Annotated in this window: 15 protein-coding genes; 14 read left to right on the forward strand and 1 reads right to left on the reverse strand. The window is 38.3% G+C overall.

Features of this window, described 5'->3' with window-relative positions; genetic code table 11:
* Positions 1–48: 48 nt before the first annotated feature.
* The 6 genes from E6C60_RS21425 (at position 49) to E6C60_RS03735 (ending at position 7,051) form a co-directional block, all read left to right on the forward strand.
* A complete protein-coding gene (locus tag E6C60_RS21425; protein WP_267900162.1) occupies positions 49–177 on the forward strand; it encodes a hypothetical protein in 129 nt (42 codons plus the stop codon).
* 388 nt (positions 178–565) lie between these two features.
* Entirely contained in the window at positions 566–1,552 is a 987-nt protein-coding gene (locus E6C60_RS03715) for a HipA family kinase (RefSeq protein WP_138224595.1), read from the forward strand.
* A complete protein-coding gene (locus tag E6C60_RS03720) occupies positions 1,522–2,412 on the forward strand; it encodes a DUF3037 domain-containing protein (protein ID WP_138224596.1) in 891 nt (296 codons plus the stop codon). Before E6C60_RS03715 ends, E6C60_RS03720 begins: the two co-directional genes overlap by 31 nt.
* A 353-nt stretch (positions 2,413–2,765) precedes the next feature.
* Complete coding sequence (locus E6C60_RS03725; protein ID WP_138224597.1) at positions 2,766–4,724, forward strand: ATP-dependent nuclease; 1,959 nt, start codon at positions 2,766–2,768, stop codon at positions 4,722–4,724.
* 13 nt (positions 4,725–4,737) lie between these two features.
* Positions 4,738–6,513 (forward strand): UvrD-helicase domain-containing protein, encoded by a 1,776-nt coding sequence (locus tag E6C60_RS03730; protein WP_138224598.1) that lies wholly within the window; start codon positions 4,738–4,740, stop codon positions 6,511–6,513.
* Positions 6,514–6,586: 73 nt separating this feature from the next.
* The gene (locus E6C60_RS03735) at positions 6,587–7,051 is read left to right on the forward strand and encodes a hypothetical protein (protein WP_138224599.1); all 465 of its coding nucleotides are present in this window, start codon (positions 6,587–6,589) and stop codon (positions 7,049–7,051) included.
* A gap of 1 nt (position 7,052) precedes the next feature.
* Here the strand turns inward: E6C60_RS03735 and E6C60_RS03740 are convergent.
* A protein-coding gene (locus E6C60_RS03740) for an IS3 family transposase (protein ID WP_407669130.1) occupies positions 7,053–8,194 on the reverse strand; the annotation gives its coding sequence in 2 pieces (ribosomal slippage) (positions 7,053–7,930 and positions 7,930–8,194; 1,143 coding nt in all).
* A 194-nt stretch (positions 8,195–8,388) separates the two neighbouring features.
* Between E6C60_RS03740 and E6C60_RS03745 the strand changes: the two genes are divergently transcribed.
* From E6C60_RS03745 to E6C60_RS03770, 8 genes are all read left to right on the forward strand, one after another.
* On the forward strand, positions 8,389–9,504 hold the full coding sequence (locus E6C60_RS03745) for an IS4 family transposase (RefSeq protein WP_138224354.1): 1,116 nt from the start codon (positions 8,389–8,391) through the stop codon (positions 9,502–9,504).
* Between the two features lie 72 nt (positions 9,505–9,576).
* Positions 9,577–9,708 carry a hypothetical protein gene (locus tag E6C60_RS21430; RefSeq protein ID WP_267900163.1) on the forward strand — a complete coding sequence of 44 codons (132 nt, stop codon included), beginning with the start codon at positions 9,577–9,579 and terminating at the stop codon, positions 9,706–9,708.
* Positions 9,709–9,761: 53 nt separating this feature from the next.
* Positions 9,762–9,935, forward strand: coding sequence for a hypothetical protein (locus E6C60_RS20815; protein ID WP_175415175.1), 174 nt, complete (start codon positions 9,762–9,764; stop codon positions 9,933–9,935).
* A 254-nt stretch (positions 9,936–10,189) separates the two neighbouring features.
* The gene (locus tag E6C60_RS03750) at positions 10,190–10,888 is read left to right on the forward strand and encodes a metallophosphoesterase family protein (protein ID WP_138224601.1); all 699 of its coding nucleotides are present in this window, start codon (positions 10,190–10,192) and stop codon (positions 10,886–10,888) included.
* Between the two features lie 33 nt (positions 10,889–10,921).
* Positions 10,922–11,452 (forward strand): DUF7669 domain-containing protein, encoded by a 531-nt coding sequence (locus E6C60_RS03755; protein ID WP_138224602.1) that lies wholly within the window; start codon positions 10,922–10,924, stop codon positions 11,450–11,452.
* The gene (locus E6C60_RS03760; RefSeq protein ID WP_138224603.1) at positions 11,418–13,127 is read left to right on the forward strand and encodes a hypothetical protein; all 1,710 of its coding nucleotides are present in this window, start codon (positions 11,418–11,420) and stop codon (positions 13,125–13,127) included. Before E6C60_RS03755 ends, E6C60_RS03760 begins: the two co-directional genes overlap by 35 nt.
* A gap of 287 nt (positions 13,128–13,414) precedes the next feature.
* Positions 13,415–13,684: a transposase gene (locus E6C60_RS21435; RefSeq protein WP_175415177.1), complete on the forward strand. Its 270-nt coding sequence runs from the start codon at positions 13,415–13,417 to the stop codon at positions 13,682–13,684.
* Positions 13,672–14,352: a hypothetical protein gene (locus E6C60_RS03770; protein ID WP_138224605.1), complete on the forward strand. Its 681-nt coding sequence runs from the start codon at positions 13,672–13,674 to the stop codon at positions 14,350–14,352. The genes E6C60_RS21435 and E6C60_RS03770 overlap by 13 nt, the downstream gene beginning before the upstream one ends.
* Positions 14,353–14,665 lie beyond the last annotated feature (313 nt).

A 14,665-nucleotide genomic window follows, 5' to 3' on the forward strand; every position in this document is an offset into this window, starting at 1 on the left:
CTGTGATAAAAATCGAATAAAGACGTGATAAAATCGGGGAGAGGATAAATGGAGAAGGGGAAAAACCCAGATCCATCAAGCCTACCCCCTGTTTTTCTATCAAGACATTATTCAGATTTTAATAAAGTTGTGACAGAAAAAGTTGAGATGAAAATTGAGGGAAGCACGGTTTTGTAGCAAGAGTTTATTTATATGCCCAACGGTGGAATGCGGGTTTGAGGGCTGTTTTTTATCAAGGGTTTATTTATTCTGAACATAGTTAGGATAAAAAAAGAAAATAGATTAGTGGGATAGGGAAGAAGATATGACCATGCGGAGTAAAGATTATATCTTTATGAGTAAGAGATAATCACTGAATAAACCATCATAGCTTCGGCCTTGATATGAGTTCACCAGACTCACATGGATTATTCTGTTCCATATATGGAAAAGATAGGATTAAGTTAGTTCGATGAACGATTTAAGGTGTTATACCTTTACTGACTAAGAATATTGGGGCGGTCTCCTTGCAAAGAGGACTCCTATCACATAAAATTAACACTATATATTCACTTAGGGGGGGGTAATGTTGGTTCAGCGTATTTATGTAGATGCGTTTCTCAAACAACTTGGACAAGGCATGAGTGCTCCATTAGTTGTATTGGGAAGCGACCAAATGAGATACATACTAAAAAATCAAAGAGTTTCGCTTCAGGGTCAATTAAAGGTATGGGACTGTATGTTTCTCAACGAACTTCTTACAACAATGATTGCTGAATATTTACATGTTCCTACTCCTCCTGCCGCAATAGCAGAATTAGATAAGAGAATTCTTGAGAATGGACCCACCTTACGATTTGCTCATCGGTTTACAGAAGGAATTCACTTTGCATCTCTTGAAATTCCTGACAGGGAAGAAAATCTGTTAGAAAATTATGAGCAACTCAGAGCAATGGGTAAGCCTTATGTGAATCGGACGTGGAATTCTTTTTTCTCCAATATCATCAATGTGGATGACATTCCGAAAATAATAGCCATGGATTTACTAATCGGTAACTTTGACCGATATAATAATTCAGGCAATTTAATTGTGGCTCAAACAAACGAAGGAAGGATGGTCTTTTCTATCGACCATGGCCATGCTTTCTTTGGACCAGTATGGGACACAAATAAGATGGCAATTTTAAGATCTGTCAACACTCCCCAGTTTGTCCCACACTTTATTAGTGGACTTCAGCAACCAACACAGGGGGGCTGGTTGAATGGCATGGGAAGAGTTTTTCGGGCAATACAAGAAAACATTGATCTTACCAACCCTTCGGACCATTCGTTTCTATCGGTAATATATGAAATTGAATGTCTAAGTGAAGCTACATTGGATGGATGGTTTTCTGAAATACCTGACGAATGGTATGTGGATAAAGCAAACCAAATCGGTCTTATGAAACATTTTCTACTTCACCAAAAAAACAACTTACGTGCAATAATTCAGCAGATGGCTGAGCGTGAAGCATTCATTAATTTTAGGGGAGGGATGTTACAATGGAAAGGGTTGCGTGCTGGTACAGTGTAGTTCGCTACAAAACAGACGTGATTGCAGGTGAGGTTGTAAATGTAGGTGTAGTATTACATAGCACTCAAGATGTGATTCTGACCCGTTTTCATGTGTTAGATGAAACTTCTCCTAAAATTAAAGCAGTCACAAATTCAAGAGTTGAGGAAGCGACGTATAAGACAGCAAAAGATATTTTAGAGTATTATCTACAAGAGAGCACCAAAAGTTTGTCAGGGACTGTTGGGACAGTGCAAATATCGTCCGCTTTATCGGATGATTTTCTTAATGACCTATATAAGTTTTATTCTGATAATCAACAGAACTTATTTTTATCTGAGCCAACATTCGCTATGACAGAGAATCTTGATGGTTTGTTTAAGAGCATTTTCAACTCTTATGTAGGTAGACGATACCAAATTGATGATCAGAAGGATTTGAATATCAAAAAGTATGTTCGTCAGGTATTTGAAGAAAGAAATTTAATTAACAGTAAAGTCGCATCTGATATTGAGTTAACTCCCTTACATGATATACAGTCAGTTAAGATCAATATCGACTTTGGATTTAAGAACGGCGTTTGGAATTACCTGCAGACCATTCCTACTATAAACGGTCCGTCCAAAGGGACGGAGTGGTTTGCAAAAACTAAGTTTATGATTGAATCGGTGAAAGAACAGCCCAAGTTTTATCTAATGTATAGAACCTCTGAACTAAAAGAGGGAACTCAGCAATATCTTAGTGAGTTGATTGACTTCTTCTCAAAAAATAATGATCACAGAGTTATAGGGCTGGATTTAGATAATAAGCAAAGACTATCTCAACTTTGTTCCACTATCGAAAAGGACGCACATGATTTAAAAGATGTTTTAGTATCTTGAAAGCATAGAACGTAGAAATTAATCAAAATCAGCCCAAAATCTAAATAATCTGCTGTAGAAAGCAATCAAAGTTCACACTAAGCCTAAATGGTCGTGTTAAAGCCTAAAAAAGCATGTTACGAGCCGAGCGAAAAACAGGTATTCACTCCTGTTTTTCCTCGGCTTTTTTGTCACTTGATGTTTGTATTTATGGAGGAAACATGCCTTTTCGGAAAATTTCAAGTACATTATACCTACAGGCAGGGTATTTTTACCATTTTGTCGAAATGATAAAAGTTAAAGACGATATAAGTTTCGAATTGTCGGGCTAAGATGTTTCCCTATGAACTCGAAAATCAAGGAGTGAGCGTTGCTTGTACATTTCTAAATTAACAATCCAGAATTTTAGGTGTTTTCAGGATTTCACTATTGAATTTAATGAAGGATTAAACGTATTAATTGGCGGTAATAATGCAGGAAAAACCACAGTAATCAAAGCGTTGGAATTTCTATTTAAAAGAGGAAGCACGAGAACGCCCTCCGTAGATGACTTTTATAAAAGCCTTGATGTATCTATCCCACCTGAGATAACGATTACTGCAAAACTAACGTCTTCCAAAACGGATACCATGGATGATAAGGCTATTGTCGCAAGTTGGCTTACGAAATTAGAAACACCATGGGAAGCAGAATTGACTTATAAATATTTCCTCCCAGAACAAGATCAAAAAAAATATATTGAGGAAAGTGCCAACTTATCCACCACAAGAGAACGCTGGTCTTTATTAGAAAGGAGTCTAAAACGATATGTCGCAAGAATTTATGGGGGGAATTTTATAAATAAAAATCGTGCTGAACCTGAATATTTGGATAAAATCCATTGCGAGACTTTAGATGCACTTCGGGACGTGGAGAACAAAATGTTTACAGGTAAAAATACTTTACTTAAACAGTTGCTTATCCACTTCAAGGATAAAGCACCACTTGTTGAAAATCATGCGAAAATAACTGATGATCACATCGTAACCACTCATAGTGATAATTTCAGTGATCTTGCTCGATCGTTGGTTGATAATATAGTTAGGCGAGTAAACCACAGAGAATTTCTGGAGTTTGCAGAAAAAACGGGTGCATCTGTTGGTGGTATACCTGCTTTAGAGGGGAATCTACAGGAAGGTGATGTATTATCTGCTTTACGACTTATCATAAAAGATCAAACTGGAATCGAAATTCCGATCATTAATAATGGAATGGGTTATAACAATCTTATTTATATATCATTGATATTATCGAAATTCAAAATGATAACTTCTGCTGAATACGGCGAAAATGCAAAGTCATTCCCCATTTTACTAATTGAGGAACCAGAAGCACATCTTCATCCAGCTCTTCAATACAACTTTTTGAAGTTTTTGAAAGATGAGCTGGATAATCAAAGTTTCAGTAGACAAATTTTTATAACAACACATTCCACGCAGATTACATCTGCCGTTGGATTGAAACCAGTTATTTGTCTGGAGAAAGAAGATGGGAAAGGTGTTCATGCAAAGTATCCCAACAAAGTTTTTTCAGAAAGTAAGGAGGATCAGGATTCCAGAAAATATGTGGAAAGGTTTCTTGATGCAACTAAATCAGCCATGTTGTTTGCGAAATCAGTCGTATTAGTTGAAGGGATGGCTGAATTAATATTACTCCCAATCTTAGCTCAAAAGGTACACTGTGATATGGACAAACATCATGTCGCTCTTGTACGGGTTGATGCACTAACTTTTAAACACTTTATTAAGCTGTATGGTGCAAGTATCAAAACTGATAGAAAACAATATGCGATGGAAAAGAGAGTTAGTTGTATTGTTGACTCCGATCCTGCAAAAATAATTAAGAAGAAAGAAAAAGGAAAGCGTAGAAGCTGGAAGGGATGCTGGCCATTTGAGTTGTATTGTAATCCCGATACTTTTAACTATATGCCGCTTTCAGGTGCATTGCGGAATCTTATAAGGCAAGTAGATACCTGTTCAAATGTAGAAATATTTTATAAACAAGAGAAAGGGAAAACATTTGAATATGACTTAGCATGGGATAATCTTATTAATGAACTGTTATTTTCGCCAGAAGTTGCGATCACGGAAGTAGATGAATTAAAAGCCAGTGACTGGACTGAAGAGGAGAAAAAATGTGCTAAGTTTGCTTCGAGCTTCCTTCTTCATGCTCATAAGCAAAAAGGTGAGTTGGCATTTGAACTGGCAAGTAGAATACAAGAAAATAAGTCGACTGTCGTTAATTTACCCAAGCATATACAAGAAGCATTTGAGTGGGCATGCTATAGAAATTAGTTGGAGGAACCCAATGGATAAAGTTAAGGTTATCTCTTCTGATGAGAGTATTTCAGAGTTATCGGGTCATTTCAAAGTCATTGCTGGTCCAGGTGCGGGAAAAACACACTGGCTTGTTACTCATATCCAAAATGTCCTTCAAAATGTGAAGGAACTTACAGCCGCATCAAAGATTGCATGCATTACATATACAACCGTGGCAGGAGAAGAAATTCAAAAACGATTAGGAATCAATCAGAATAAAGTAGAAGTATCTACTATCCACAGTTTTCTCTATGCAAATATTGTTAAGCCCTATATATATCTATTAAAAGACGATAATGGGGATATGTTAGTCAATGTTGAAGAATTAGACGGCCATGACGAGAACATAGCCACAAAAGGTAAAATATACGTTTGGCAGCAAGAAGCGAGAAATGGATATTTGACTGATAAGCAAAAAATTAAAAAATGCTTAGAAAACTTGGACTGGAAGCTTGAAGAGAATGGAATCAATTTGAAACCAAGAAAACCCTATTTAAGCAAAATAGGTAGGTACAGCATTAAATCGGAAGAATTGCTTATTTACAAGAGACTGTTCTGGAAAGAAGGTGTAATTCACCACGAAGATGTAATTTACTTCGCATACATAATTCTGGAGGAATACCCACTACTCATTGATCATATAAGGTCCAAATATCCGTTTGTTTTTCTGGATGAATTTCAAGATACGAATCCGATTCAGACTGAAATAATTAAGAAATTGGGCAATGCTGGCTCTGTTATTGGGGTAATTGGAGATCCTGCTCAATCAATTTATGAATTTCAAGGAGCTTCACGGCAGGACTTTATTTCATTTTCTCTTCCAAATCAAACTATGTATTCAATTGAGAATAATAGAAGATGTGGCAGTAAGATTGTAGACTTTCTAAATTACATTAGGATTGGCGATGAACTGGAACAAAAGCCATTGAGAGATGATAGTGAAATTGATGTATATTTTTATGAATGTAATGAAGCTGGAGACGACAACATAACAAGGTTTCATGAATTGAGAAGTAGGTTTAGGCTTAATGGCGACTACTGTATATTAGCTCGGAATAATGACTTAGTTAAGCAACTGCGAAATGCTGAGGCAGAGGATATCTGGACAAGTTTTAATGAAATTGATTCTAATAGAGAAAGGTTTATTAAGAAGATGTTTACTGCATTTAAATTAGTGAATGATAACCGACAAGAGGCTGGAGTTAAGGAGCTTATAAAAATTTTTAAAACTGACAAGGATGGGATTTTAAAAGAGCCTTTTCAGGAATATCAGTATGTTAGCCCTGTTATGAAACGAAGCTTGGCTGTGGATTTACTTGAATTTATGGCGTGTGGTATGGTGAAATTTCAAGATAAATCTTTATATGAATTTTATGAAGCTCTCTCTGGATTGTTGAAGGTTAAAAATTATGGTATTAAGAAGATCACAAGGGGGAGAATTAAAGAGTTTTCAGATTCTACATCAATAAAGTTGCTATTAGATAATCTCATTTTGCCAGAAGAAAAATCATCAGAGATACGAACAATACATAAGGCAAAAGGGATGGAATTTGAATCAGTATTGTTATATTTTTCGGATAATGAGGAAGTAAAAAGACTTATTAGTCCTGATATTAGTTCAGAAAAAGATGATACACGAATTTTATATGTTGCATTGAGTAGGGCAAAGGATTTGTTATGTATTGCATGTCCGCCCTTAGACACTGAGACGAAAACCATACTTAGTTCAATGAATTTAATGGAAGTGGACTTAGTGATGCCATAAATAATATTTTAATAATTTTGGTGATGGCATTTAGTCTTCTATTTGGGGTTAACAACCAGAAGGGAAGATCAGTTTGAAAAAGAAGATTGGAAATAGACGGAAAATAGCTTTTTTAATTGGAGTAGGCGTCTTTTTGATTCCGATCCTTCTTAATTTACTCGTTTTTAGTTGGAGATTAGATACAGAACTACCATTGTTAAGCGTCTTTAACACACACGGGAGTATTGAGGGGTGGTTATCATTCTGGGGTAATTTAGTGGGTACGATTGTAAGTGGATGTGTTGCATTTTTAGTTGCAAAAATAACTATTTCTGAGCAATCCAAAAAAGACGAAAAACTCGAAGCAGACTTGCTAACTATTAAACAACTACCAGCATTAATAAAGGTTAAAATTGAACTGGATAAAATTCTCGGTGAACTACTGCGAATCAGCGGAGAGAAAAAAGAAATAATTGAGGAGTACAGAGAAAACAGAGTGGTGTTTACTGAAAGTGATCTCATTATGTCATTGGATTATTCTATGGACTGTCAACAGTAAATCAGACAACTTTTTTAAGGGCCGCAGCTTTATACTGAACGGGTGTCATGTAACCTAGTGAACCATGAACCCGGTGTTTGTTAAACCAGTTCACATAATCATATAATTCTAGCTTTAGATGGTGGAGACTCTGGAACGACATCTGGTTAATGAATTCGGTTTTCATTACTTTGTAAGTCGCTTCAGCAACGGCGTTGTCGTAAGGACAGCCCTTCATGCTGAGCGAACGACCGATGTCAAAGGTCTTTAACAACGTATCCATGGCCTGGTTTTTAAACTCACTTCCACGATCCGTGTGGAACCACTGAATGTCGCTCAAATCGCCTTCTACTGTGGCAAAGGCGCGGGAAACTAGAGCAGCGTCCTTACGCGGACCTGCACTGTGCCCAATAATTTCTCTGTTGAATAAGTCGACCAGTACACAAATGTAATGCCACTTGTGCCCGACTTTTACATACGTCAGATCGCTGACGACAAAGCGTTTTGCTTCTGTTTGGTTGAACTCACGTTTCAATACATTGGCTGTGTTTGCATCATTACAAGCCGTTCTATGCGGCTTATACTGAGCAATCGTGTACGTGGACACAAGACCTTGCTCTTTCATAATCCGCCCAATACGGCGTCTGGAAACCGTGTATCCTTGCTCCTGGAGTTTCGTTTTAATCTTCCGTGTCCCATAGACTTTGCGGTTGCTTTGAAAGATCGCTACGATCGCCTTCGTAAGAATGCTCTCGTCTTCGCTTTCTTTCTCGCTTACTTCATAGTAAAAGGTGCTTTTAGGGATTTGTAGGACGTTACACATTGCTGATACCGAGTATTTATCACTATTTTGTTTAATGATGTTTACTTTCGTCCCATGATCAGCGCGGCTTGCTTTAAAATGTCATTCTCCATTCGAAGTTGTTTAAGTTCTTTTCGAAGCGCAATAAGTTCATTCTCTTCTGCGCTTCTATTGTCTTTTTCAGAAAACGAGCCTGAGGTTTGGGATTGTTTGATCCAGCGATCTAGCGCAGATGGGCTGAGCTCATACTCATTTGCAATGGCTGCTCTGGTTTTCCCATTTTCATATAACTGAACCATTTGTCTCTTAAATTCTGCTGTAAATGTACGTCTTTCTCTTGGCATAGTAGATCCGCTCCTCATTGTGATGATTTCATTCTACTAGCCCCTAATTTTCCTGTCCAACTAAGTGTAGCCGATTCACTATACTCCCTATAAACGATGAGAACTTTAAAGATATCGCAGGCCTGTTGATTAACCACTAAATGGTAGAAAAAGAGCCGTCAACCCGATAAAATGTTTGTACCCCTACAAACAATTGGGAAGGTGACGACTCCATGAAAAATACTAACACGATTCTTCCCATTCTACAAACACTCCTTACGACTGAAGAAGTCGATCATATCGTCCAGGCGACCGGTTATGTGGATAAAGCTCGAAAGTTCACGGTTCATCATTTGCTTCAATATTGGTGCGCCGCAGCGAGTGAAGAGTGGTCAGGATATCGCTCTGGCGCAGATCGCGCCGTCCGTAGCGGCTTAAGCCCTGTTCATTATTCCTGTTTCTCGGGCAAAGCAGCAGAGGTTCCATTTGAAATATTCAAAGAGCTGTTTCATCTACTTGTCCGTAAATGTAACCGTGAAACACGGCGAAAGCTCGCCCTCCCAAAAGAACTGCTACTCATTGATTCGACAACCATCACGGTAGGGAAAACTCGCTTGCCATGGGCTCCCTATCATGGAGAACGAGCGGCGGTTAAATTACATGTAGCATTACGTGCCCTCAACGGGCAACCGCTTAGCGTCACAGAAACCGTTGGTTCAAAGCACGATAGTCCTGTGTGCGAAACGCTGGAAAACATTGATTTTATTTTGGTTATGGACCGAGCCTACGGCAAGTTGGAGCGGTTGGATCGTTATAAACAAGAGGGGCAATCCTTCGTCATCCGTCTTCGTGACAATGTTCATATCGAGAAACCCTACACCTTGCGGCGTCAGTCCCAGGCCGATTCTTCAGTGATTGGTGATTTCACCTGTCAACTCGGAACGCCTCAGTGTCGCTCTACACAACGTCATCGTGTAGTCATCTTTAGGGATTTTGAAGGAAGAGAGATTCGCGTCGTTACTGACTTGATGAGTATAAGTGCGGAACAGATTGCTTTGATCTATAAAGCCCGCTGGCAGATTGAGGTGTTCTTTCGCTGGATCAAGCAACACCTTAATATTCCGACGTTATTTGGCACGACAGAAAATGCCGTTTATGGCCAATTGTTCTGCGCGTTGATCGTCTTTGTGCTACTCAAATGGTTGTTTGATGGGACCCGTCATGGAGTTCCTCGTCATGCTAACCTTAGTTTCGTTCGGTTCGCTCGCTTGCTGCTCTTGAACGACTTGTCCGCAGAGTGGCTGATTCGAATACAACGTTTAATGTCGTGTTTTTCCAGGCTGAGTTAATTACATATATTGGTTAATCAACAAGCCTGTTAATGGAGTTATGTAAGCAACACTATGATGGAGGTGGAATCGATGAAAATGGTAGTGGGCAAATTGAAGGCACGGCGGTTTGTACAGAACCTTGTGGCTGAGGTGGTTGCTGATTTACTTATGCTCTCTTCGGGTATTGTGATCGGCTATCACTTAAAAACGCTGATGTTTTAAGGCTGGAGAAGGTTCAAGCGATTGGAAGCTGGCTGTTCGAGGTGGGGAGTCGGATGATTATTGTATATTTGGTTGAATTATCAGATGAGCAGAAGAGGGCTGTCAGAGATGTAGTAAATGATCTGGACGAAGATGAATTTGTAATTCGGTGCACAAATAATGAAGCGATTTATGGGGAGAAGAAGGCTGGTAGGATCGTTATCAAGGAGGTACTAAAGTATGTTTGAAGTCGAGGGGAAGAGGGAGAGCTTAGCAAACGATTGATCAAGGATGAAGCCAGGTGGGAGTTAGGTTAAATTTCCACGGCATGACGAAGGCAATGTAAAAATTCTTGGATCATTACTTTGACCAACTAAAGCTGAGGAACTGTCTGTCTCATTATCGGACATTCAAACTGCTTGGGGATTTTCATCTTACTTTTTTGGTTCGGTTACCTCCTATGCTAGAGACATGAAAGAGACTGAGTTGAGAGGTTGAGATTATGAAATACTTCATCACAGATATACACGGTGAGTACAACGGACTGGAGTTACTGCTGAAGCATGCTGAGATTGATTTTCCTAAGGATCAACTTGTGTTTGGCGGCGATTATATCAATCGAGGAAAGCAGAGCGGGAAAGTGATCAGAAGAGTCAAGGAGCTGACTCAGGCATATCCCAATAATGTCGTAGCCCTAATCGGCAATCATGAGGAGATGATGAGAGATTATTATCGGAGTGGGGATAAGCTGTGGCAAAACCATGGCGGGCGAGAGACGAATATTGATTTTGAGAAGACCTTTACAAATGAGGAGGTAAGAAAAGAGCATATTGATTGGGCGTGTAATCTGCCTCTGGTTTACGAAGATGACGAGTTCGTTTACACGCATGCAGGCTTGAATCCTTTTGAGCCGCTGGAAAAGCAAAGCAGAGAAATACTCTGGATGTCGGAGTTCGACTTTTACAACATACCGAAGGAACCGCTCCAAACCGTTACCATGCACAAGCCAATCATTCATGGACATACTCCCGTGGAACGGATCTCTTTTGATGGTATCCGTCTTAATGCTGATTTGGGATCGAATACATATGTAATTGAGGAGGAGCGAGGTTTGGGTCTGGTAAATCTGACTGAAATGACTTATCTTGTCTATCAGCAATCACAAAAGAAAATAGAGAAGCGGGAGATCGCAAGATTTTAATAGAAGAACATGAATTATTGAGGAGGATGAAGGGTGTCGGATCGCCAAAAGGTAACTTATCGAGATCATATATTAGCCGCGGTGCAAGAAATTGTGAAAACAAAGGGTCGAAATCAGTTTGAAATCGGTGAAGTTGTAGACTACATGCTCATCCGAAACCCTGAATTAAATGCTTCGACTATTCGGACCCATATCTCATCGAGATGTTGTGTTAATGCGGCTCCAAATCATGCTGTAACTTATAGCGATTACGAACGAATCGGGCAAGGATTATACCGATTGTTTGAACCAACATCCAGCGGCGGAAATAGAAAGCTGTACTTTGTTGACATAAACACCAGAAATAATGTTCTGCTTGCGTTAGATGTGGAGTTTCGTGAAGAAGAAGGAAGAGAGCAAGTAAGGTTTTTTGATACAAATAGAGGGCGTGGGTTTTCAGGGGAAGTAGTGGTGCAAGAAGACAATGGATTTGTCTTCATGACAGAAAAGCGAGATGTTTTGATTTTTCGGGTTGCAACGGTAGAAGAATATGATTTACTTTGGCGGAGGCATATTGAAGGGTGAAATAACTGATAAGTATGTTCACGAGTTACTTGAAAGATTAAAAGTTGAACCTAATGTCGTAAAAGACTGTTCTATATTTGAAAATAATGAACGTCATTGGAAGGCAGTTATAACTACATTAGATGATTCGAAACTGTTTACAGAGTTTTCTATGTATACATACTCCGGGGTTAAACAATTTACAGTTAAACTGGAGCCTCAAAAAGTAAGTAATGAGTTTGATAAAAATCTCTATGATTTAAAAATTCACCTTAAGGATGTTGTTAGAAGCGAATGGGAAGATTGTGTTTGGCTTGAGGATGAGCAATCTACTGCATTTGCTGAGGAACTTTATGGAGAGATTTATAGAACTGAAAATTCTTTGCGTCAATTTATTAATATGGTCATGGTGAGAACTTTCGGAACATCATGGTGGGATAATTATATACCACAAAAATTAAAAGATAAGTACGACAGCCGTCACGTAGCATATAAGAGAATTGCAGAATCATTTAAAAATGTTAGTGACCATTTAATATCAATTGACACTGATGATCTAATAGATTTAATGACACACGTTCTTAAAAAGTGGGAACCACAACATGATAAGGAAATTGAAAAAGCGTTAGAAAAAACAAATTTAGGCCAAAAAGAACTGAATCAAATAATCGACAAGCTTAGAAAACAGTTAGTAGCAGAAATTAATTTATGGGATAAAATTTTCGAGAAATACTTTGGTGATGGCTTTGTTGAAACGTGGATTGAATTTAGTAAAAATCGTAATCACGTTGCACATAACAAATTACTGGACTTGAGTGCCCACGAAAAAATCAAGAAAAGTATCGCAATAGTAGCGAGTACCATTTATTCTGCCAAAAATAAGTTTGAATTAGAACATTTGTCTGAAGAAGAGTTGGAAGAAATTCATGCTGAATTTGCTGAATATGAGGAAGAAGAAAGTGAGTTAGCAAGGCAAAGAGAAATAGAGTTTATGGAGGAAGAAGCAGGAGTTAAAATAAAGGATGAAGATGCAATTTTTGAAGAATTTAATGAACATATCTCTAATTTCGTTACTAGTATTGCAGACAGTATTTATTTTCGAAATGATATTAATGTAAAGACCGAGGACCTAAATAGGAGTGAGGTAACACAGGGAATTATTTTAATAGAGAGCAAAATAAACGATAGTTCATTAAAAGTAGTTACTAATATAGATATAGATGATTCTGCGGGTCAAACAAGTATCGTAAGCTTATCATTAATAGTAGATGGTAATGAAATATCAACATGCGAACTGAGTTACGATAATGGAGACGCTAAGTGGAATGATGATCTTGGATACTATCTTCCTCTAGTGAACAATAAATTACACATTGACTATTTGGGGGATTTTGAAAAAGAGATCTTAGAGAAATTTGAAGAGACGTTTCCAAACTTAGTATTGGAAGTTGAATCAAGGAAATATGAAGTGGTGAAGAATGGTGGCGCTGAACCAGTAGCTGATTTCCATTGTGAAGAATGTGATGAACCTTTAGTAAGTATAGATGAATCCTTATGTGACGTTGGTAAGTGTGTAAATTGTGGATATGAACATAGCCTTGAAGAATGTCTACGTTGTGAGCAACTTTATAATTCTAATGTAGAGGGTCAAAATAACTTTTGCGATTCGTGTTATGAGTATCTCGACAGAGAATGAAATAATATTTAGCAAGATTAAGCGAATACTGCCACATCATGATTTGGAGTTGTCAAAAAAGTGCAGTTTGTAAACACACTCATATGGAAATCCGTTACTAAGCTGCTTGTGGCAGCATTCTCTCACGATAAATAATTGGCGGCCAGCCGTGACCAAGCCGGAAATTCCCCTGTTGTATTAAAGGATGATGGAAGGCTTATTGATCATATAGTGTTTCATAAGTATTAATGTAAAATTGATTGATCTATCGTCAGCACTCATCCTATGTGGAATCGGTGGCGTAATTGGTGAGGGGCGGTGTAGAAATCAGACAAACGTTAATTGACGATGACAGCTGGTGCAAAAGGGGGCCAGGCAAGCAAGCAATCGGGCGATTCCGAGGAGGCATAGCAACAAAAATCCATACGGTCGTTGATGTGTTAGGTGGCCCTCTGGGCATCGTTCTTTCTCCTGGGAACACCCACGAGAATGTGATCCGGTATGAGATGCTGCGGAATCTGGAGTTAAGCGATAAGCAAGTCATCGCAGATCGGTGGAATAGCCTTTGTTACATTTAAGCAATATTGTAAAAAGGAAGGTTGGTGGATTTATGAAATTAATAAGATATGGAATATTGCTAACTCTTATGATAGGAATCACAGTTTTTTTAGTGTATATATATGTAAAAACAAGCACCGATAATGTCACTCTGGATTCAATTGTATCAAACAAGGATTATAACATAACTCAAGTTAAAGATCATAATCCGATAAGTTTTTCGCTTGAACCTGAATGGATATTCAAACATACAAACGATAAACATAAAGTATTTGAAATTAACCAGCATCAAATATTTATGGTGAGTGTAAAATATAGAGAAAACGACATCTATTTTAGTTTTCATACGAAACTAAAATTGCCTAAAAAGAAGGGCAGTTTTATTTATCCAGGCACTATACAAGATAGCGGAGTGTTCTCCACTCCAAGAGAAGAACTTAGAGTACTAACTCTTGACAACAAAATAATTCAAACAACACAAATTGGTATAGGACCTTCATCTGATTTTTCTTTTGGAATAAACAAAACAGATCAAGATAAAATAATTGATGGCTTTAAAGTCGAGTTTGAGGGTATCAAACTGTACAATTACTTTTTAAAGGACCCTCGTCACGCTGCATTCCGGACGCTCTCATCCATGCGACAGCATCCTCCACGTTATATAACTAAACCGCGTATCTGGACCTAATGCCAGGATACGCGGTTTTAGCGTTTTAGAGTGATTTTTTGCCGATGACCATCATCCCTGTATTTAGAGCTACTCCCTAAATACCCGCTTGAGCAAGCTGAGCAAGTCCGTCAGGAGCAATGGCCCAGAGCCAGAAGAAGCCTGCAAGGTTTCAATTGTCATAGAAGGCTTACTTCTATGATTTGGAAGACTTATATCGATAAAATGAGGTTTCATTATTCATGAGACGAAAGTAAACATCATTACACAAAGCGGTTTTAACTTTTTAGAATGATTTTATGCGACGATCATCCCTATATTTATTGCCAGAATT

It is taken from the genome of Paenibacillus algicola (genome assembly GCF_005577435.1).
In the GTDB taxonomy this organism is placed as follows: Bacteria; Bacillota; Bacilli; order Paenibacillales; family Paenibacillaceae; genus Paenibacillus_AQ; species Paenibacillus_AQ algicola.